We start from the raw sequence: 21,058 nt of genomic DNA, 5'->3' as shown, positions 1-21,058 counted from the left end.
GCGCCCACCGGGACGACGAGAAGAAGAAGACGAGCGGAGTGACGGGGCCGGGCACCGAGAGCACGCTCGTCTCCCCGGCGCGCATGCTGCTCCTGCGCATCATCGTGCTGCTCACGATCGTGCTCGGCGTCGACTACGTCACCTGGCGCTGGATCGCCTCGCTGAACTGGGACGCCTGGTGGATCGCCGTGCCGCTGGTGGCGGCCGAGACCTACAGCCTGATCGACGTCTGCCTCTACGGCATGACGATGTGGCGCGCCCGTGGCCGGCCGGCTCCCCCCGAGCCCGACCCCGAGGCGACCGTCGACATCTTCATCACCACCTACAACGAACCGATCGAGCTCGTGATGGAGACTGCGCTCGCCGCGCAGGCCGCGCGGATCCCGCACTCGACCTGGGTGCTCGACGACGGCGACCGGCCCGAGATGCGCGCCGCAGCCGAGGGCGCGGGGCTCGGCTACATCACCCGCTCGCAGGCGTGGAAGGACATGCCGCGGCACGCGAAGGCGGGCAACCTCAACAACGCCCTCGAGCAGACGACCGGCGAGTTCCTGCTGATCCTCGACGCCGACCAGATCCCGCGGCCCGAGATCCTCGAGCACACGCTCGGCTACTTCCGCGACCCGGAGGTGGCGCTCGTGCAGACCCCGCAGGTCTTCTCGAACGTGGCCACCGGCGACCCGCTCGGCAGCCAGGCGCCGCTGTTCTACGGCCCGATCCAGCAGGGCAAGGACGGCTGGAACGCCGCCTTCTTCTGCGGCTCGAACGCGATGCTGCGCCGCGAGGCGCTGATGCAGCTCGGCATCACCGGCTACATCCGCGAGCTCGACCGAAGCATCGCGCGGGCCCTGCGCACCGCCTCCCGCGCCGTCGCCAAGGCCCGCTCGCACCCCGCCGCGCGCGACGCCGCGGTCGCCCGCGCCCTCGACGACGTGTCGGCGGCCATCGCGCACGCGCGCACCGCGCTCGCCTCCGGAGCGCCGATCGGCTCGATCACGTACGACCTGCACCGCGCCGTCGACCAGGCGAGCTACTCCCTCGTCGCCTCCGACGTCGCCGGTCTCGAGGAGGACCTCGCCGAGATCCGCGCGCTCGCGCGGGCCGACGGAGGCGACGGCGACACGATCGTCGACATCGAGCAGATCGTCTCGTCGCTCGCCGACCGCGACCTCTCGCCGCTGAACGCGCTCGAGTCGGTGCAGGCGGTGCTGCAGGGCATCGCCGTCGACCGGCCCGACGAGGCGCAGCCGATCATGCCGCTGGCGACCATCTCGGTCACCGAGGACATGGCGACCTGCATGCGCCTGCACGGCCTGGGCTGGAAGACCGTCTACCACCACGAGCTGCTCGCCGACGGCCTCGCCCCCGAGGACGCGGGCACCATGCTCGTGCAGCGGCTGCGCTGGGCGCAGGGCACGATGCAGGTGTTCCTCCGCGAGAACCCGCTGCTGCAGCGGGGCCTCTCGATCCCGCAGCGGCTGATGTACTTCGCCACGATGTGGAGCTACCTCAGCGGCTACGCGGCGGTCGTCTACTTCGCGGCGCCGATCGTGTTCCTGGTGCTCGGGATCCTGCCGGTGTCCTCGCTCGCGGCGGACTTCTTCGTCCGGTTCATCCCGTTCATGATCGCGAACCAGCTGCTGTTCCTCGTCTCAGCGAAGGGCACGCCCACCTGGCGGGGCCAGCAGTACAGCCTCGCCCTGTTCCCGGTCTGGATCGAGGCGTGCCGGACCGCCGTGAACAACGTGATCCTGCGCATCCCGCTCGGCTTCGCCGTGACCCCGAAGACGCGGCAGGAGTCGACCGGCACACCGTGGAGACTGATCAAGGTGCAGCTCGTGGTCATGGTGCTGCTCGTGATCGCGATCGTCGTCGGCACCTTCCACCTCCTGGTGAACGGCGCCGAGCCGATCGGCACGGGCGTCAACATCGCCTGGGCGATCTACGATCTGGTCGTCCTCAGCGTCCTGTTCCAGGCCGTCCACTACCAGGGCTTCTCCCCCGAGGAGTCCCCCGTTCCCGAGAAGGAGTCCGCATGACGTTCACCACCGAGAAGATCGAGCCCGACATCGCCGTCGTCCGCGGCGAGGGCAAGCTCAACATGGTCTCGGCCCCCGAGCTGCGCACTCTCGTGCTGCGCGTGATCGAGGAGGGCGAGAACCGCGTCGTCGTCGACCTCAGCGGCATCGAGTTCATGGACTCCTCCGGACTCGGCGCCCTCGTCGGCTGCCTCAAGAGCGCCCGTCAGGCGGGCGGCGACCTGCGCATCGCCTCCCCGAGCCCGCAGGTCTCGATGGTCCTCCGGCTCTCGAACCTCGACCGCGTCCTGGCGAGCTTCGACAGCGCCGAGGACGCCTACCGTGTCTGAGCGCTCCGTCGTCTTCCGGACTCCTCCGGACGGTGTCGAGACCGTGCACTCGGCCCTCGAGACGCTGTGGCAGGACCGCACCGACGTCGACGAGATGGAGCGGATGATGTTCGAGACCGCGCTCGTCGAGCTCGTCTCGAACGTGGTCCAGCACGCCTCCTCGACGACCACGATCATCTGCGAGCTGAGCCTCGTGGCGGATGAGCACGTCCTGCGGGCCACGCTGGTCGACACCGCCGACCCGCCGCTCGTCGACACCGAGACGGTGGTCGAGATGCCGGACGAGTTCGCCGAGTCCGGCCGCGGGATCCCCTTCATCCAGGCCCTGGTCGACACGTTCGAGCACGAGCGGGAGCACGGACGCAACGTCTGGACGATCGCGAAGCACCGCCCCGCGCCGTGAGACCGGTCCTCACCCGCCGCCGCGTCCGGGAGCTGCCGCCCATCGACTCCCTCGCCCTGACGGCGAACGGGTTCGACGAGCAGACCCCGCTGGTCAAGCAGCTCCCGGTCCTCGGGCTGTTCCTGGTCGCCGTCGCGCTGAGCGTGTCGGTGCCGACCCTCGTGGTCACGAGCGCGACCGCGCTGGTCGCGGCGGTGCTGATGATGGTCGCGGCGACCGCGCTGGCCGCGGTGATGCCGCGGACGGACGCGCTGGGCCGGGTGGCGCTGGTGATCCCCGCGATCGACTTCCTGGCCGTCGGCGTGCTGCGCTTCGCGACCGGCGAGAGCGCGTCGATCTTCGCCTCCCTCGCCGTGCTGCCCACCGTGTGGGTCGCGGCGGGGCCGGGCCGACGGCACATCGCCCTGGCGAGCCTCGGAGTCGTCGCAGGTCTCGTCCTCCCGTTCCTCCTCGGCTCGACGCTCGAGGAGAACCCCAACGAGCTGGCGCGCGGCGTCTTCTCGGCCGGCGCCTTCGGCCTCGCGGCCCTGGTCGTCAACGAGCTGTCCCGGATGGCGCGCGAGCGCGTCGCCGACATCAGCGCGCGCGAGAAGCTCACGCACCTCGAGCTGACCCAGGCGTCGGCCGTGCAGCAGGCGCTGCTGCCCAAGGAGCGCGCCGAGCTGCACGGCTACGCCTTCGCCGGAGTGTGCCTGCCGTCGCGCGCGATCGGCGGCGACTTCTTCGACTGGTACGACATCCGGGGCGGGGCGGCCTTCACCGTCGGCGACGTGATGGGCAAGGGCGTCGGAGCCGGCATCATCGCCGCCACCGTCCGCGCGGTCGTGCGCAGCGCCCGCAACCACGACGACCTCGCGGTGGCCGCGTCGCGCGCCTCCGAGAGCCTCGCCTCGGACCTGGGCGACACCGCCTCCTTCGCCACGATGTTCCACGCGCGCCTGGACGAGACCACCGGCGTCGTCCGCTACCTCGACGCCGGGCACGGGCTGACGCTGCACGTGCGCGCCGACGGGTCGTGGGACCGCCTGGCCTCGCACAACCTGCCGGTCGGCATCGGCGAGGACGCCTGGGCGACCGCCGAGCTCGTGCTGCTGCCGGGCGACTCGCTGGTCAGCTGCAGCGACGGGATCCTCGACCTGTACGACGGGCGGGTGGAGTCGCTCCGGCACGTCGCTGCGCTCGTCTCGCAGTCGACGGATGCGGCCGACGCGGTCGCGCGGATCAGCGCGCGCGCCGAGGGCGGCGCGAACGACGACGACGTGACGGTGCTGGTGCTGCGCCGCGCGGTGTGACGGCGGCTTCTGCCGACCGAGCAGCCCGCTCCGCGGGCGTCTCCGGGAGTCGGTGGGTCTCGATACGCCCCTGCGGGGCTACTCGACCAGCAGCAGGCGGGGGCGTGCCGAAGCTCGGCCGAGAGTGCTGCCCAGCCGCGATGGTGGCTGAGCAGCACTCCTGGCTGAGCTTCTGCCGCTGCACGCAGCACGCACCGCGCGCTCCTCTCTGCTGATCGAGTAGCGCGCGGAGCGCGCGTATCGAGATCCGCGATGTCCGGAGTCGGTGGGTCTCGGTACGCCCCTGCGGGGCTACTCGACCAGCACGGTCATCCGTCACGGGTGGCCGGTTCGGACGCCCCGGGGCAGCCGACCGCGACGGATCAGAGAGGGGCCCGGCGTCAGGGCGTCGGCATCCCGCCGTTCACGTTGAGCGTCTCGCCCGCGACGAAGCTCGACTCGGCCGACGCCAGGAACACGTATGCGGGCGCGAGCTCGGCCGGCTGGGCCGGCCGCCCCATCGGCGACTCGCTCGAGCCGAAGTCGGGCAGACTCTCGGGGTCGACCCCGTCCGTGACCTGCAGCACGGTCCAGGTCGGCCCCGGCGCCACGACGTTGACGCGGATGCCCTTCGGCGCGAGCTGCTGCGCGAGCCCCTTCGACAGGTTGTTGATCGCACCCTTGGTCATCGCGTAGTCGAGCCGGTCGGGCGCGGGAGTGTGCGCCTCGGCCGACGCGGTCGTGATGATCGTGGATCCGGGCGCGAGGTGCGGCACCGCCGCCTTCACGATGCGGAACATCGCGAGCACGTTGACCTGGAACGTCTCGAGGAACTGCTCGTCGCTCAGCTCCTGCAGGTCCTCCTGCCACACCTGCTTGCCCGCGACGTTCACCACCGCATCGAGCCCGCCGAGCCCCTCGACCGCCTGCTCGACCAACTCGGTGCAGTACCGCTGGTCGCGGAGGTCCCCGGGGAGCGCGAGGGCCGTGCGCCCGGCCGCGCGGACCAGCTCGATCACGTGCTGCGCGTCCTCCTCCTCCTCGGGCAGGTAGGCGAGCGCCACGTCGGCCCCCTCGCGGGCGAAGGCGATGGCGACCGCCGCGCCGATCCCGGAGTCCGCCCCCGTGATGAGCGCGCGCCGGCCGGTCAGCCGGCCCGTGCCGCGGTAGGTGTCCTCCCCCAGGTCGGGCCGCGGGTCGAGTCGCGACTGCAGCCCGGGCTCCTCCTGGTGCTGCACGGGAGGCGTGGTGTTGGGGTACTGCGTCGCCGGGTTCGTGAAGGTGTACTGATCGGGCATGGTCTCCTGCTGCTCCCCGGCCGGGTCTCGGGCCGTCGCGTCCAGTCCACCTCACGCGTCCGGCTGCGGGAGGGGGCTGTCCCGCATCCGGAGCCGCTGGTAGGAGGACGGGCGAGCGGAGGCGGTCAGCGGCGCTGGATCGTGGAGCCGCGAATCACGAGACGGGTGGGCAGGTACTCCGTGCCGGCGGCCGGCGAGCCGCCGATCGCCTCGAAGACCCGGTGGGCCGCCGCGCGCCCCAGCTCCTGCAGGTCGGCGTCGATGCTCGTCAGCTGCGGGCGGGCGTTCGTCGCGAGGACGAGCCAGTTGTCGAAGCCGACGACGGCGACGTCCTCGGGCACCTTCCGGCCGAGGTCGCGGGCGCTGTCGAGGGCGCCGCGGGCGATCTGGTCGGAGCCGCAGACGATGCCGTCGAGGTCGGCGTGGCGCTCGAGCAGCACGGCGGTGCCGTCGCGGCCCCACGACTCGGACCACTCCGAGAACATGACGTCGCTCACCAGCTCGAGATCGGCGTCACGCATCGCATCGCGGACGCCCCGTGCGCGGTCCTGGGCGGCCTGGTAGCTCGGATCGCCGGTCAGGTGCGCGATCCTCCGACGGCCCAGCCCGAGGAGGTGCTCGGTCGCGAGCCGGCCGCCCTGGTAGTTGTCGGCGGCGAGGGAGACGTCGGTCGGGTCCTCGGACGGCGCGTAGACGTAGACCACCGGCACCGGCAGGTCGTGCCCGAGCGACGGTCGGGGGTTCGTGCTGCTGCCGACGACGAGGATCCCGTCGACGCGGCGGTTGAGCAGCGCCGCGAGGTGGTGCTGCTCGCGGATCGCGTCGCCCCGCGCGTCGCAGAGGAAGACGTTGACGGCGCCGGCGCCGAACGCGTCCTCGGCGCCCATCAGGATCGGGATGACGAAGCGGCCCTCGAGGTCGTTCGTCAGGATGCCGACGGTGCCGGTACGACCCTCGACGAGACTCCGGGCGAGGGCGTTCGGCGTGAACGAGAGCTCGCGCGCCGCCTCCATGACCTTCACCCGGGTGGCCGGGGCCACGCTGCGGCCGTTGATCGCCTTGGACGCGGTCGCCATCGAGACTCCCGCGAGCTTCGCTACATCGCTCAGGGTCGAGGTCCGGGATCCCGACGATCGTGATTGCGCCATGTTTTCGCCTCCGTTACGCAACGGTAACAGTCGGCACTCTTGACGGTGGCGCATCGGGTCGTCTTTACTGAGCGAAACGCATTTCGGTGTTTTCGTTCGACCTGGCGCCAGCCCCCACCAGGTCGGCTCACAGAAGCTCAATGAGGAGAAAGATGAACGTCACTCATCGTCGGTTCGGCCGTCTGGCCGCCGCAGCACTCGCCGGAGCGATGGCCCTGTCGCTCGCCGCCTGCTCGGCCTCGGCCGGAGGCGGCGCCGCCGACCCGGCCGCCGGCGGCGCAGAGGGAACGGATGACGGCACCACGCTCACCCTGTGGACCCGCGCCCCGCTCGAGAAGCAGGCCAAGGCGCTCGTCGAGGCCTACAACGCCAGCCACGAGAACCAGGTCGACCTGACCGTCGTCCCGAACGACGACTACGTCGCGAAGGTCGGAGCCGCCGCCGGCTCCGACGGGCTTCCCGACCTGTTCGCGGCCGACATCGTCTACATGCCGAACTGGACCGAGCAGGGCCTGTTCCAGGACCTCACCTCGAGCATCGACGGCCTCGATTTCAAGGACTCGATCAACGAGGGCCACCTCGCGGCGGGCACCTACGACGACAAGGAGTACGCGCTCCCCTTCGTCCTGGACCTCTCGATGCTGTTCTGGAACAAGGAGCTCTACGCGGAGGCCGGCCTCGACCCCGAGCAGGGCCCGAAGGACATGGCCGAGTTCGCCGAGCACGCCAAGGCGATCCAGGCCCTGAACAAGCCCGACACCTACGGGACCGCCACCGGCCTCAACTGCGGCGGCTGCCTGGTCTTCACCTGGTTCCCGACCATCTGGGCCGGCGGCGACGAGGTCATGAACGAGGACGGCACCGAGTCCCTCCTCGCCAGCGACACCGCCAAGGAGGTCTACTCCACCTGGAAGGACCTCTGGGATTCCGGAGCGGTCCTCCCCTCCTCGCAGGACGAGGCGGGCCCGACCTGGACCGCCGGCTTCACCGAGGGCAAGGTCGGACTGCAGTTCTACCCGGCCACCCTGCTCTCCTCCACCCCGTTCGACGCGGGCGTCTCGGGCATCCCGGGCCCCGACGGCGGCAGCTCCACCTTCGTGGGCGGCGACGGCATCGGCATCTCGAAGGACTCCGAGAAGTCGCCCCAGGCGTGGAACTTCCTCAACTGGATGATGTCGGAGGACGCCCAGGTCGGCGTCCTCGCCAAGAACAACGACGTCGTCTCGCGCTCGGACCTCGCCAGCAACCAGTACTCGGAGCTCGACCCGCGCCTGGTCACGATCAACGAGGTCGCGTCCGAGGGCGACACCCCGTTCTCGACCAGCTTCCAGCAGGCCTTCAACGCGCCGAGCAGCCCCTGGCTGACCCTCGTGCGCGACGCGGTCCTCGGTGACGGCGAGTCCGTCGACGCCGACAACGACGCCATCACGTCGATCCTCGGTCAGTAGGCCGCTCCACCCACCCGCTCGGGCCGGACGCCGTCCACGGCTCCGGCCCGAGCGCCCCACAGAAAGCGTCAGCACACGATGACAGCCACCGCCAGCGACGTCGGCCGCACCCGGGTCCGCCGCCGCGCCCCCGGACTCCTCGGCTGGGCGTACGCCGCCCCGACAGCGCTGTTCGTCGCGCTGCTCTTCCTCGTCCCGCTCGGACTCGTGCTGCAGATGTCGGTCTCGGACTGGCCCCTGCTCGCGGGCAACCGGGGTGTGAACTTCCCCACCAACTTCGGCGACGCCGTCACGGACCGCTTCTTCTGGGCGTCCATCCGGTTCACGCTGCTCTACACGGTCCTGACGACCGTGATCCTGCTGGCCCTGAGCCTCGCCCTCGCGCTGATCGTGCAGGAGTCGACCCGGTGGAAGAACTTCCTCCGCACGGCGTTCCTCATCCCGACCGCGCTCGGCCTCGCCTCGGCCTCGCTCCTCTTCTACGTCCTCTACTCCCCCCTCGCCGGGCCGTTCGCGGGCCTGATGGAGAGCTGGGGCATCACGTTCCTCGGCACCCCGACCGGCGCGCTCTGGTCGACGATCTTCCTGATCGTCTGGCGCTTCGCCGGCTTCTACATGCTGCTGATGATGGTCGGCCTCCAGGGCATCCCCGAGGAGGTCTACGAGGCCGCGCGCATCGACGGCGCCTCGCGACTGCAGACGTTCACCGGAGTGACGCTGCCGCTGCTCAAGCCCACCCTCGCCCTCACCACCGTGCTCTGCGTCACGGGGTCGCTGCTCGCGTTCGAGCAGTTCTACATCCTCACCAAGGGCGGGCCGGACAACTCCACCATCACGGTCGTGCAGCTGATCTACAGCATGGCCTTCCAGGGCCAGAACGATCTGGGCGTCGCCGGAGCCCTCTCGGTGATCGTGCTCCTGGCGCTCGTCGTGCTGAACATCGCGCAGATCCGCTCCTTCGGAAAGAAAGACGACTGATGACCCTCTCCACCGACCTCGAGCGCTTCGCTGCGGCCGAACCGGCCCCGGAGCCGTCGCCCTCGCACTCCGCCCGCCGACCGCGCGGCTCCCGTCTCGCCGGCATCGCCGTGCAGACCCCGTTCTGGGTCCTCACGGGCGGACTCGCCGTGATCTTCCTCTACCCGCTGATCTGGACCGCGGTCTCCTCCGTCGCCCCGCGCGCCGGCACCGGGCAGACCGAGGGCTGGGGGCTGGGCAACTACGCCACCCTCGTCGACTACCAGGCCGGCATCTGGGTCTACCTCGGCAACTCGCTGCTCGTCTCGGGGCTCACCGTCGTGCTGACGCTCGGCACCTCGCTGCTGGGCGGCTACGCGTTCTCGCGCTTCGAGTTCCCGGGCAAGAACCTGCTGTTCCTCTCGACCCTCGCGATCCTGATGGTGCCGTACGCGACGCTCCTGATCCCGCTCTACGTGCTGCTGAACATCGTCGGCCTCTCGAACTCGCTCGTCGGAGTCGCCCTGGTCCTGACGATGTTCCAGCTGCCGCTGTCGACGTTCCTCATGCGGATCGGCTTCGACGCCGTGCCGCGCGAGCTCGACGAGGCCGCGAAGATGGACGGCTGCACGACCTGGTCGGTGCTCTGGAAGGTGCTGCTGCCCGCCGTGAAGCCGGGACTGATCACCGTCGGGCTCTTCGCGTTCCTCGCCGCCTGGAACGACTTCATGGCGCCGCTGATCCTGATCACCGACTCCGACCGCATGACCATGCCGCTCGCGATCTCGAACCTCCGCGGACAGGTGCAGGGAGTCGTCGACTACGGCGCCACCGAGGCCGGCGTGGTCGTCCTCGCGCTGCCGTGCATCCTCCTGTTCCTGCTCCTGCAACGCCACTACGTCCGCGGCTTCATGTCCGGCGCCTTCAAGGGATGACCATGACCATCGACACGCACCCCCGCACCCCTACGTCCCGCGACCGCGACGCCCTCGCCCGGACCGTCGCCCCGGCCGTCCCCGCCGCCGGCGCCCTCACTCCGCTGGGCCTGGACGAGGTCGTGCTGACCTCGGGCTTCTGGGCCGACCGCCAGCGGGTCAACGGCTCCGCCACCCTCGACCACATCGAGTACTGGCTCGAGCGCGAGGGCTGGCTGCCCAACTTCGACCTCGCCGCCGCCGGCACCCTCGCCGGCCGGCGGAAGGGCCGCGAGTTCGCGGACTCGGAGGTCTACAAGTACCTCGAGGCGCTCGCCTGGGAGATCGGACGGACCGACTCCGCCGCTCTCGACACGCGGTTCCGCGCCCTCGTCGCTCGCGTCGGCGCGGCGCAGGAGCGCGACGGCTACCTCAACACCCGCTTCGGCCGGGAGGGGCAGCAGCCCCGCTGGTCCGATCTGGAGTGGGGCCACGAGCTCTACTGCCTGGGCCACCTCTTCCAGGCCGCTGTGGCGCGCGAGCGCACCCGCCCCGGTGCCGACGACGGACTGCTCGTCATCGCGCGCCGCGCCGCCGACTTGATCTGCCTCGTCTTCGGCGAGGGCGGGATCGAGTCGGTCTGCGGCCACGCCGAGGTCGAGACGGGACTCGTCGAGCTCTCGCGCGTGACCGACGACGACCGCTACCTCGAGCTGGCACGCCTGTTCGTCGAGCGCCGCGGCCACGGCGTGCTCGCCGACATCGAGTGGGGCCGCTCCTACTACCAGGACGACGAGCCGATCCGCTCCTCGACCGTGATGCGCGGCCACGCGGTGCGGGCCAACTACCTCGCCTCGGGCGCCGCCGACCTCGCCGTCGAGACCGGCGACGAGGAACTGCTGGACGCTCTGGACCGCCAGTGGCACGCCACCGCCTCCCGCCGCACCTACATCACCGGCGGGCAGGGCTCGCACCACCAGGACGAGGCCTTCGGCGACGACCACGAGCTGCCGCCGGACCGCGCCTACTCCGAGACCTGCGCCGGCATCGCGTCGGTGCAGTTCAGCTGGCGCCTGCTGCTGGCCCGCGGCGGCGTCGAGTACGCCGACCTGATCGAGCGGACGCTGTTCAACGTGGTCGCGACCTCGCCGTCGCGCGACGGCCGGGCCTTCTACTACGCGAACACCCTGCACCAGCGCCGCCCCGGCGCCCCGGCCGACCCCTACGAGGCGTCCGTGCGCGCCTCCTCGTCGCTGCGCGCCCCGTGGTTCGAGGTGTCGTGCTGCCCGACCAACGTCGCGCGCACCTTCGCGAGTCTCGCCGCCTACCTGGCGACGAAGGACGCGCACGGGATCCAGCTGCACCAGTTCGCGTCGTCGCGGATCACGACGACGCTCGCGAGCGGCCAGGCGATCGACCTCTCGGTCGAGACCGCCTACCCGGACACCGGCCGGATCGCGGTGCGCGTGCTCGAGAGCGGACCCGCGCCGTGGACACTGAGTCTGCGCGTGCCCGGCTGGGCCGCCGAGCCCCCGGTGACCCTCCGTCGCGCCGACGGCTCGGTCAAGACCTTCGAGAAGCGACTCCGTGACGGCTACCTCGAGCTCGGCGCGACCTTCGCCCGCGGCGACGAGATCGTCGTCGAGCTGGCCCTGCCCGCGCGCTTCGTCCGCGCCGACCCGCGGGTCGACGCCGTGCGCGGCTGCGTCGCGGTCGAGCGGGGCCCCCTGGTCTACGCGCTGGAGTCGACCGACGTGCCCGAGCAGCTGCACGCCGCCGACGTCTCGACGCTGCGTCTGGACACGGGCGTCGAGCCGCGCACCGTCGGCAGCGACGTGCAGGTGCGGCTGATCTCGATCGCGCCGGTGGAGGGCACGTGGCCCTACTCCTCCTCGCCCTCGGCGAGCAGCCGGGTGGAGGGGCACTGGCCCGTCTCGCTGACCCCGTACTACGACTGGGCCGAGCGGGGTCCCTCGACGATGCGGGTGTGGATCCCGGTCGCCGACTGACGTCGAGGGGCGGTCGCCGACCGCTCGGACGAGGGCCGTCGTGGAGCAGTGCTCCGCGGCGGCCCTCCGTCGTCGTCGGGATCGTGCACGACCGGATGTTTCGAGCCTTTCGCTCTTGACTCGGGCCGAGAAAGCTTTAACGGCGGCAATCATCTCCTTCGCGAGGCGCGCCGAACGAAACACTTAAAAAGGCTTTCGTTCTTCTGAGGAAATTGTTACCGTGCACGTGGCCCCTCCTGCCCGCCGGCTCGAGCGACCCGTCCCTTCCTCACTGCCGAACAGAACGGGAGCGTCCGCGACGATGCGAACACCCAGAAGAACCCGAGCGGTCACGACCGCACTCGCCACCGCCCTCACGGCGGTCCTCGCCGGTTCGGTCCTCGTCGCGGCTCCCGCCTCGGCGGCCACCGCCTGGGACCCCTACGACGAGGGCCTGCAGAACAGCAACGAGAGCCTCGGCTACCCCACCTTCACCAACGGCGCCACGGCGATCCCGCCGACGACGGCGACCTACGACCCCACCGTCTCCCACCTCGGGAAGATCTACGCCGCCGACCTCGCCGCCGGCGCCGGCTCCGCCCCGGGGAAGGACTTCTGGCTCGATCGGATGCTCTCCCGCGACGGCGTGCAGCCCGACGAGGCGGGCGGTCTCGACTTCGTCTCGGACCAGCCCGCGAACATCGACTACGACAACAACGGCGTCTTCTTCTCGCGCGGCCGCGCGGTCTACATGCAGAACTTCGACGCGGGCCTGGGCTTCCGCGGCCGGATCGCCTACATCGAGGACCTCGGGCAGAGCGGATCGACGCTGACTGCGAGCGTGAACGGCGCCGCCGTCTCCCTCCAGGAGAACCAGGCGAAGCGCCACAACACCCCCAGCTACTGGTACTCCGAGTACACCGGCGGCGGCCTGCTGGTGAAGCAGACCAAGTTCATCTCGCGGCAGAACGTCGCGGTCGAGCGGCTGCAGATCAGCACCACCGACGGATCCACGAAGACGGTCGCCCTGCGCGCCGAGTCGGGCCTGGCCCGCACCGCCACCGGCAGCGAGCTGACCGGCTCGGTCACGACCGCCCACAACGTCACCCAGGTGGCGACCCGCTTCTCGGGCGACGGCTTCGGCGTCGACGGCACCGCGCTCACCCGCACCGTCTCGGCCTCGGCCGCACCTGCCGACGTGAAGCTGCAGCTCGGCTTCACCACCACCGAGATCCCCGAGAGCACCACCGAGTTCCAGTCGATCGCCGCGGCGACGCCGGCGGCGGCGTTCACGACGCAGACCACGAGCTACAACGCGTGGTGGGTCGAGAACATCCCCTACCTCGAGACCCCCTCGGGCGAGATCGACAAGACGCTCTTCTACCGCTGGTGGCTGCTGCGCACGAACTTCCTCGACGCGCAGGTCCCGGGCAACGACTACCAGTTCCCCACCTCGATGGAGGGGGTCTTCGGTCAGGCCTACAACAATGCGATCGTCCTCACCGCGGGCATGTTCATCGAGGACATGAAGTACTTCCGCGACCCCTCCAGCGCCTACGGCACCTGGCTGTCGGCCGGCGAGACGGCCCGCGAGAGCCGCTACATCGACAACCCCGGCAACCCGAACAACTGGAACAGCAGCTACACCAACTACATCTCCGAGGCCGCGTGGAACTCCTACGCGCTGCACGGTGGCGACGCCGCGATCGCCGACAAGCTCGCGACCTACGCCGAGGACGACATCGCCGGTCAGCTGGCCGAGTTCGACACGAACAAGAACAACCTGCTCGAGTACTCGAACCCCGCCCTCACCGGCAACGACGTCGACGCCGTCTCGTTCTCGTGGCGCAACAGAGACGCGTGGAACTCCTACCCGATGGACCGCCCCGAGAGCGCCTACCTCTACTCCGGTGCCGTGGCCGCCGCCGAGGCGTACCGCCTCGCCGGGGACACCGCCGGAGCCGACCGCATGACGGCCAAGGCCGAGGCGATCAAGAAGTCGGTCCTCGACGTCCTCTGGGAGGACAAGCGCAGCACCGCCGACGAGGCGGGCTTCTTCGGCAACATGATCAAGGCCTCCTACTCGGACGGCTCCTCGGGCCTCCCCGCCGGATCGAAGATCCCGTGGAAGGAGGTCAACATGTACTACCCGTACACCGTCGGCCTCATGCCCAAGCCCGGCGACGCCGACTTCGACCAGAAGTACCTCGACGCCTTCCGCCTCTTCGTCGACAGCGAGCAGTACGCCCCGTTCCCCTTCTACACCGCCAACCAGAAGGACGCGAAGGCCCGCGCGCTGCGCGACGCCGGATCGGGCAAGCACTACTCGAACAACTTCTCGACCATCAACTCCACCGTCATGTTCCGCCTGCTGTCCTCGACGCTGCGCGACTACCCGAACTCGTACCTGACCAGCGACTACTACAAGAAGATGCTCTACTGGAACGCCTGGGCCAGCTACGAGAAGGGCGACGTCACCCGCCAGAACGAGAACGAGTTCTGGTCGCACGGCTCGGCCGCCGACGGCGGATCGATCAAGTACCGCTCCTGGATCCACCAGACGCAGCTCGGCACGACGAACTTCACCGTCGTCGAGGACGCGATGGGCCTGCAGGCCCGCACCGATTCGGTCCTCGAGCTCTCGCCCATCGACATCGACTGGGACCACTTCACGGCGAACAACCTGAAGTACCACGACAAGGACCTCACGATCGTGTGGGACGAGCCGGGCGGCACCCGCCACTACGGCGACACCCCCGAGGGCTACTCCGTCTACCTCGACGGCGAGCGCGCCTTCACGATCGACAGCCTCGTGCCGGTCGAGTTCGACACCGTGACCGGTGAGGTCACGACCGACGCGACCGTGCTCTTCTCGGCCGCGAACGCCGTGAAGCCCGCGCAGGACGTGCGCTTCGCCTCGACCGACCGGGTCGTCGACCTGCTCGGCAAGGCCGGCGTCGACATCGACCCGACGACCAGTGCGGCTCCCGACCTCGCCCAGGGCAGGACCGCCACGGCCTCCTACTCGGCGAGCGGAACCACTCCCTCCGGCAAGAGCCTCGTGCCGGCCAACGCGGTCGACGGCTCCACCGTCAACGAGCCCTTCTGGGGCACCGCCGGATCGCCGAACGCCAGTGACTGGCTCGAGATCGACCTCGGCAGCGCGCAGAAGGTGAACCAGGCCGGGATCTACTTCTACCGCACCTCCTCGGGCACGACCGTGCAGGGCTACTCCGCCCCGAAGTCGTACTCGGTGCAGTACTGGGACGGCACGGCCTGGAAGTCGGTGACGGCCCAGGCCCGCACGCCGAAGGTCCCGACCGGCAACGAGAACACCGTCCGGTTCGCCGACGTCACGACCCAGAAGATCCGGGTCCTCGTCTCGCACCAGCAGGGTCAGAAGACCGGCATCAAGGAGGTGCAGCTGAAGAACGTGGCTGCGGCCTACACGCCGGCCGAGAACGCGGCTCCCGTCGTGTCGATCCAGCGCCTCGCCGTCGCCGACCCGAGCATCGCCCGGTTCGTCGGCACCGCGTCCGACGACGGACTGCCGATCGGCGAGCTCACCCAGGCCTGGACCGTGGTGGCGAAGCCCGCGGACTCGACGGCGACCTTCACCGACGCGGCCTCCGCGGCGACGACGGTCCGCTTCTCGAAGCCCGGCTCGTACACGCTCCGCTTCACCGCCTCGGACACCGTGAAGCAGACCACTTCCGAGCAGGTCGTCGAGGTCTCGGACGTCCGCCCGCTGGGCCCGGAGGTCGGGTCGTACGCGACTCCGTCCGCCTCCTACGTCGCCCCGTGGAACCGTCTCGCCGCCATCAACGACGGCGAGACCGTCCCCGGCGTGCAGACCGAGCAGAACAAGCTCTGGGGCACCTACAGCGACAACCGGCCGGCGAGCCAGACACTGACCTACACGTGGGCCACCCCGATGCGGGTAGCCGGCGCCGGGGCCTCCTTCTGGAACGACGCCGCCCAGGGCAGCGGGGGCGGCGTCGCCCTCCCCGCCTCCTGGTCGCTCGAGTACCTCGACGGCACCACCTGGAAGCCGGTCGCTCTGCGCCCCGGCACCCAGTACCCGGTGAACGCGATGGGTACGCCCAGCGAGGTGGCCTTCACCCCGGTGACGACCACGCAGCTGCGCGCGACCTTCCAGGCCAGCCGCTCGACCAGCGGCGCCCACTCCGCGATCGCCGCATCCGAGTTCGACGTGTACGCCGACTACCCGGGCTCCTTCGAGGCCGTGGCCAAGCGCACCACCGTCAACACCCCGGTGACGCTCCCCGCGACCGTCATCGGCGTCTACTCCGACGGATCGCGCGGCGAGCTGCGCGCGACCTGGGACGCGATCCCCGCCTCCCGCTTCGCCACTCCCGGCACGATCACCGCGACCGGTGTGCTGACGGGCTCGACGCAGGCGGTCACCGCGACCATCAGCGTCGGCGACAGCGGCAGCGAGATCGCCTCGATCGAGCAGCAGACCGCCACCACCGCCCTCGGCACGGCACCCGTCCTCCCGCGCACCGCGGTCGCCGTCTTCAGCGGCGGCACCGGGGCGAAGGAGTCGCGCGCCGTCACCTGGGACGCCGTCGCTCCGGCCTCGTACGCGACCGCGGGGACCTTCACCGTGCTCGGCGCGATGGCGGGGACCACGGTCCGGCCCAGCGTGACCGTCACGGTCGAGCCGGGCGCCGCCACCGCTCCGAAGGCACCGGCGGCACCCGCCGTCGCCGTCGCCGGTGACGCGGCCACCATCTCGTGGACGGCTCCGGCCGACGGAGGAGCAGTAATCACGGGATACACCGCGACCGTCACTCCGACCGCAGGCGCCGCGATCACGAGGACCGGCACGACCACGAGCGCGGTGTTCGCCGCCCTGCCTGCAGGGACGTACACGGCGAGCGTCGTCGCGACCAACTCGATCGGCACCTCCGCCGCGTCGCCCACCGCGTCCTTCACCATCGCCGCGGCCCCCGCGCTGAAGGTGACGGCGTCGGCGAGCTCGCGCTGCATCAGCGGCAAGGTCGTGCTCACGGTGACGGCGAAGAACGAGGAAGCGACTCCGATGGGCATCACGCTGCGCACCGCCTACGGCACCAAGGTGTTCACCGGAGTGAAGCCCGGCTCCTCGGCCACGCAGGCGTTCACGACCCGCCTCGGCTCGATCCCGGCGGGCACCGCCACGGTCGACGCCACGGCCACCGTGAACGGCGCGGCGCTGAGCCGCACCGTCGAAGCGCCCTACACCGCTCGCACCTGCTGAGCACCGGAGGGGTGGGAGCGGCCATCCGCTCCCACCCCTCCTCCCGCGCGACACCCTCCCGCGCCCGAAACCCTCCGCACCACCTCTCACTCGTCACCGCGAGTCCGACCCGAAAGAAGACCCGATGACGCTCAGAACCCTGTGGGCCCGCACCGCGATCGCGGCAGCCGGATGCCTCCTCCTCACCACCGTCGCCGGGCAGGCCGTAGCCGCCGAACTCGACGACGACGCCGTCGACGTCAACGTGACGATCACGCCCCTGACGGGTACCGGTGCACTCTCGATGAGTGTCGCCGGCACCAGCGCCGAACTCACCGAGACCGGATCGACGGCCGAGCTGCGCCGATTCACCGGCACACTGCCGACCGTCACCGTCACCGACACCCGCCCCACCGACGAGATCCCGGAGGATGCGGGCTGGTACGTGCTGGGCACCGCCTCCGACTTCGTCGGGTCCGCCGGTCAGTCGCCGATCTCCGCGGGGCAGCTCGGCTGGTCGCCGCGTCTGATCGACGGCGGCGACAGCGGAGTGGTCTCGGCGGGATCGGACGTCGGCACGGTCTTCGACGACGGGCCCAACGACGTCGGTCTCGTCGACCAGGAGTTCCTCGCCGTCACGGAGGATTCCGCCGGCGTCTCGGCCGAGGGCTCCTGGACCTCGACAGCGGACCTGACGCTGGAGACCCTGCCCACGAGCGAAGCGGGCGACTACAGCTCGACGCTCACCCTGACGCTCATGGAGTAGCGCGCGAGCTCCACCCCCTCCTCGACGTCCCCCTCCTCCTCACGAAAGAGAAGCAATGAAGCTCCCTCACACCCCTTCCTCGCCCCTCGCCGGTCGGAACCCGCTCTCGAAAGACCTCAGCCGACGCACGGTGCTCGTCGGCTCCGCCGGAGGTGCTGTTCTCGCGGCGACGGCCGGCCCGCTCGCCGCCGCCGCCGTCGGCCCGTACCGCAGCCTCTCCTCCCCCGTCTTCGACTTCCGCGTCGACCAGGCGACGGGAGGCGTCTTCACCCTCGTCAACCCCACGGATCAGTACGCGACCAACCACGTCTCCAACCCGGATCTGCGCCCGGAGTTCGACCTCGACGACTCCCGATGGACGGGCGACGCGGTCTTCGGGGTCAAGCGGGGCGCCTCGACCGCGATCGCGCCGGCGATCACCGGCCTCTCGGACGACATCCGCACGGTGACCTCCACCGCGTCGTCGATCACCGTCGCGTACTCCGGTCAGGCGGGCAACCAGTACGGCATCCGCGGATTCGACCTCACGCAGAAGTACGAACTGACCGGCGCTGCCCGCGACCGGATCAGTTGGACCATGACCCTGCGGAACACCTCGACCGAGTCGCTGGAGTTCGTCGACGTCGGACTGCCCTTCCTGATGAACTCGTGGTGGGACGGCTCCAATCAGACCGGCATCTACGAGAAGAACGTGGCGCGTCACTCCTTCGTGGCGAAGGACGGCTCGTACCTCTACTGGCAGCGGCCCAACGGCGAGGGCCCGTTCCTCGTGCTCGTGCCCCAGGACGGCACATCCCTGGAGTTCAAGAACAAGGCCCGTCCCGGTGAGGGCCCGTTCGGCGAGCGGGACCCGCAGTGGGAAGGACTCGTCGAGTTCTACATCCACTCGGCCGGCTCCGTGCCGCAGCGTCGCAATCAGGCCGGCACTTACCTGCCCACCACCTCTCTCGTCCTCGCGCCGGGGCAGGAGAAGACCTATGGCTTCACCTTCCGCTGGGCGGCCGACTACGCCGACCTGCGCGATGTGCTCTTCGACGCGGGCGTCGTCGACGTCGTCTCGCTGCCGGGAATGGTGATCCCGCAGGACCAGAAGGCGACGCTGGCCGTCCGCGCCAAGTCCGGTATCACCTCCGTCGTCGGGCAGGCGGGCCGCAACATCACGGTGACACCGCAGGGCGAGCGCAACGGCTACTCGCTCTTCGAGCTCTCCCTCCCGCAGCTGGGAGCGAGCACCGTCACCGTCACGTACGGCGGCACCCGTGAATCCGTCCTGCAGTACTACGCGATCGAACCGGTCGAGAGGCTCATCGGGCTGCACTCCGCGTTCCTCACCTCGAAGCAGCAGGCCAGGACGACCCGCGGCTACGACGGCGCGTTCCTGCAGTGGGACCTCAGCAATCAGAAGCTGATCACCTGGGACGACTATCCCGGTGGCGGGTGGAAGGAGTGGATGGCCGGCGGCTCCGACGACCTGGGTCTGGCTCCCGCCGCCTTCCTCGCCGAGAAGAACCTCGTCGCACCGGTGAAGGCCGAGATCGACGCGATCGACTACTACATCGACAACTTCCTGCTCGGCTACCTCCAGGGCAAGAAGAACGCCGACGGCACTCCGACCTACCAGGTCTTCCGCTGGTACGACGGTCGCGACGACACCCCGAACGACCAGGGCGTCTGGCGCGTGTACAACTACATCCACGTCGCGAACACGTACTTCGCGATGCACCGGATCGCGGCGCAGTACCCGTCGCTCGGGACCGCGCGCAGCTCGGCGGAGTACCTCGAGCTGACGTACCGGACCCTCGAAGCCATGTACACGAAGGTCCCGCTGCCGACTCCGATCGGCGATGCCGCCCGTGAGCACGGACTCATGGGCGAGCAGACCTACCCCTTCATCCTCGAGGCGCTGCGCGGTGCCGGGCGGACCACCGAGGCCGACCGCCTGCGGACGCTGATCGAGGGCAAGCGCGACGTGCTGTTCGCCGAGAAGTACCCGTTCCGCTCCGAGATCAGCATCGACACGACCGGGTTCGAGTCGACGTACACCCTCGGCAAGATGTACGGGAACCGCGAGCTCGTCGACCGCGTGCAGCGCTCGTCCCTCGCCTGCCGCGGGCTCCAGCCGCTCTGGTACTTCTACGGCTCCGACAACCGGCACATGGGCGAGTCCTGGTGGAACCTGAGCTACGAGTGCCAGCTCGGAGCATGGCAGCAGCACGACTACCTGGTGAACTACGCGAGCACCTCCGACCGGGACTTCGCCGACGCGACGCGATCGACCTACGGCGCCTACCTGGCGGGTTGGGCCAACATCAACTCGGGCCAGATCAGCCCGCTCGCCGCGAACATCGGCGCAGCGTCGTGGATCTACCAGAGCGAGAAGGGCGCCAACGAGTACGGCTGGATGCCGATCCTCGACGGCTGGTGGGCGTGGTCCGGCGAGTCGGCGCTCGGCTTCTGGGGAGGGGTCCGCGCCGCGACCGTCACCGTGGTGGAGGATCCGATCGTGGGCACCTACGCGTACGGAGCGGACCTGACGACGGTCGGCACCTCGTCCCGGGTCGTCCCGAAGGACGGGGTCCGCCAGCGCCTGACGATGTTCACACGCGGCGGCTTCCGCTTCGAGATCACAGGGGCCCGCTACTCCCGTGCCGATGTCGCGAACGACCTCGGCACGATCGAGCTGGTCCTCGACCGGCCCGCCGGCGTCGCCGGCACCCCGGCGATCGTCCTGTCGAAGCTCCCCGCCGGTCGCTACACGGTGACCGTCGACGGCGTCTCGACGGGCCAGCCGATCACCAGCGACGGTGCGACCGCGCGACTCGCCCTCCCCGGTCTCGCAGCGGCCACCGCGACGGTGCGTCTCGTCAGGGAGACCACCGCTCCCGTCGGCCCGGTGGTCGCCTTCGAGACGAGCGCCACCAGCCGCTGCCTGACCGCGAAGTCGATCCTCACGGTCAAGGTGACCAACCGCAGCACCGGCCCGATCGACGCCGTCGTCACCAGCGCCTACGGCTCGAAGTCGTTCACGGCGATCGCCGCGGGCAAGAGCGCGAGCGTCGCGTTCACTACACGTCAGAGCAGCATGCCCGCCGGCGAAGTCTCCGTCGTCGGGACCGGGACCGTCTCCGGCCAGCGGGCGTCGACGACGCAGACGACGGCGTACGCCAGCCGCAGCTGCTGACGGAAGTGTCGCAGGAGCTGCGACGCCTCCCGCATGGCACCGGACCGGCGAGCCCCTCGGGGCCCGCCGGT

13 protein-coding genes are annotated in these 21,058 nt (G+C 70.3%); 11 read left to right on the top strand and 2 right to left on the bottom strand.

Annotated elements, in window-relative coordinates:
• Nucleotides 1–83: 83 nt before the first annotated feature.
• From C1I63_RS06125 to C1I63_RS06110, 4 genes are read left to right on the top strand one after another with little or no spacing between them, the layout of a single operon-like run.
• Nucleotides 84–2,039 (top strand): glycosyltransferase family 2 protein, encoded by a 1,956-nt coding sequence (locus C1I63_RS06125; protein WP_107575749.1) that lies wholly within the window; start codon nt 84–86, stop codon nt 2,037–2,039.
• A complete protein-coding gene (locus C1I63_RS06120; RefSeq protein ID WP_055785281.1) occupies nt 2,036–2,368 on the top strand; it encodes an STAS domain-containing protein in 333 nt (110 codons plus the stop codon). The genes C1I63_RS06125 and C1I63_RS06120 overlap by 4 nt, the downstream gene beginning before the upstream one ends.
• A complete protein-coding gene (locus C1I63_RS06115) occupies nt 2,361–2,771 on the top strand; it encodes an ATP-binding protein (RefSeq protein WP_055785278.1) in 411 nt (136 codons plus the stop codon). Before C1I63_RS06120 ends, C1I63_RS06115 begins: the two co-directional genes overlap by 8 nt.
• Nucleotides 2,768–4,063, top strand: coding sequence for a PP2C family protein-serine/threonine phosphatase (locus C1I63_RS06110; RefSeq protein WP_107574165.1), 1,296 nt, complete (start codon nt 2,768–2,770; stop codon nt 4,061–4,063). Before C1I63_RS06115 ends, C1I63_RS06110 begins: the two co-directional genes overlap by 4 nt.
• A 380-nt stretch (nt 4,064–4,443) precedes the next feature.
• Here C1I63_RS06110 and C1I63_RS06105 read toward each other — a convergent pair whose 3' ends face one another.
• A complete protein-coding gene (locus C1I63_RS06105; protein WP_107574164.1) occupies nt 4,444–5,340 on the bottom strand; it encodes an SDR family oxidoreductase in 897 nt (298 codons plus the stop codon).
• 125 nt (nt 5,341–5,465) lie between these two features.
• Complete coding sequence (locus C1I63_RS06100; protein ID WP_056866011.1) at nt 5,466–6,488, bottom strand: LacI family DNA-binding transcriptional regulator; 1,023 nt, start codon at nt 6,486–6,488, stop codon at nt 5,466–5,468.
• A gap of 152 nt (nt 6,489–6,640) precedes the next feature.
• Between C1I63_RS06100 and C1I63_RS06095 the strand changes: the two genes are divergently transcribed.
• From C1I63_RS06095 to C1I63_RS06065, 7 genes are all read left to right on the top strand, one after another.
• Nucleotides 6,641–7,936: an ABC transporter substrate-binding protein gene (locus C1I63_RS06095; RefSeq protein WP_107574163.1), complete on the top strand. Its 1,296-nt coding sequence runs from the start codon at nt 6,641–6,643 to the stop codon at nt 7,934–7,936.
• A 78-nt stretch (nt 7,937–8,014) separates the two neighbouring features.
• A complete protein-coding gene (locus tag C1I63_RS06090; RefSeq protein ID WP_055785263.1) occupies nt 8,015–8,914 on the top strand; it encodes a carbohydrate ABC transporter permease in 900 nt (299 codons plus the stop codon).
• A complete protein-coding gene (locus tag C1I63_RS06085) occupies nt 8,914–9,828 on the top strand; it encodes a carbohydrate ABC transporter permease (RefSeq protein ID WP_082480905.1) in 915 nt (304 codons plus the stop codon). Before C1I63_RS06090 ends, C1I63_RS06085 begins: the two co-directional genes overlap by 1 nt.
• A 2-nt stretch (nt 9,829–9,830) precedes the next feature.
• Nucleotides 9,831–11,816, top strand: a complete 1,986-nt coding sequence (locus C1I63_RS06080; protein ID WP_055785258.1) for a glycoside hydrolase family 127 protein — start codon at nt 9,831–9,833, stop codon at nt 11,814–11,816.
• Nucleotides 11,817–12,117: 301 nt separating this feature from the next.
• Nucleotides 12,118–17,061, top strand: a complete 4,944-nt coding sequence (locus C1I63_RS06075) for an Ig-like domain-containing protein (RefSeq protein ID WP_107574162.1) — start codon at nt 12,118–12,120, stop codon at nt 17,059–17,061.
• A 124-nt stretch (nt 17,062–17,185) separates the two neighbouring features.
• Nucleotides 17,186–17,806, top strand: a complete 621-nt coding sequence (locus tag C1I63_RS06070; RefSeq protein ID WP_107574161.1) for a hypothetical protein — start codon at nt 17,186–17,188, stop codon at nt 17,804–17,806.
• 55 nt (nt 17,807–17,861) lie between these two features.
• Nucleotides 17,862–20,987: a DUF5695 domain-containing protein gene (locus tag C1I63_RS06065; protein ID WP_107574160.1), complete on the top strand. Its 3,126-nt coding sequence runs from the start codon at nt 17,862–17,864 to the stop codon at nt 20,985–20,987.
• Nucleotides 20,988–21,058 lie beyond the last annotated feature (71 nt).

Origin of the sequence: Rathayibacter caricis DSM 15933, from assembly GCF_003044275.1 — a bacterium.
Taxonomy (GTDB): Bacteria; Actinomycetota; Actinomycetes; order Actinomycetales; family Microbacteriaceae; genus Rathayibacter; species Rathayibacter caricis.
The sequence above is the reverse complement of the archived record's forward strand: the minus strand, read 5'-3'. Positions and strand labels throughout refer to the sequence as shown.

What these genes read in the sequence shown, in the direction of transcription:
- C1I63_RS06125 (WP_107575749.1), top strand. Translation starts at nt 84, where the DNA reads ATGCTGCTCCTGCGCATCATCGTGCTGCTCACGATCGTGCTCGGCGTC.
- C1I63_RS06120 (WP_055785281.1), top strand. Translation starts at nt 2,036, where the DNA reads ATGACGTTCACCACCGAGAAGATCGAGCCCGACATCGCCGTCGTCCGC.
- C1I63_RS06105 (WP_107574164.1), bottom strand. Translation starts at nt 5,340, where the DNA reads ATGCCCGATCAGTACACCTTCACGAACCCGGCGACGCAGTACCCCAAC.
- C1I63_RS06100 (WP_056866011.1), bottom strand. Translation starts at nt 6,488, where the DNA reads ATGGCGCAATCACGATCGTCGGGATCCCGGACCTCGACCCTGAGCGAT.
- C1I63_RS06095 (WP_107574163.1), top strand. Translation starts at nt 6,641, where the DNA reads ATGAACGTCACTCATCGTCGGTTCGGCCGTCTGGCCGCCGCAGCACTC.
- C1I63_RS06090 (WP_055785263.1), top strand. Translation starts at nt 8,015, where the DNA reads ATGACAGCCACCGCCAGCGACGTCGGCCGCACCCGGGTCCGCCGCCGC.
- C1I63_RS06085 (WP_082480905.1), top strand. Translation starts at nt 8,914, where the DNA reads ATGACCCTCTCCACCGACCTCGAGCGCTTCGCTGCGGCCGAACCGGCC.
- C1I63_RS06080 (WP_055785258.1), top strand. Translation starts at nt 9,831, where the DNA reads ATGACCATCGACACGCACCCCCGCACCCCTACGTCCCGCGACCGCGAC.
- C1I63_RS06075 (WP_107574162.1), top strand. Translation starts at nt 12,118, where the DNA reads ATGCGAACACCCAGAAGAACCCGAGCGGTCACGACCGCACTCGCCACC.
- C1I63_RS06070 (WP_107574161.1), top strand. Translation starts at nt 17,186, where the DNA reads ATGACGCTCAGAACCCTGTGGGCCCGCACCGCGATCGCGGCAGCCGGA.
- C1I63_RS06065 (WP_107574160.1), top strand. Translation starts at nt 17,862, where the DNA reads ATGAAGCTCCCTCACACCCCTTCCTCGCCCCTCGCCGGTCGGAACCCG.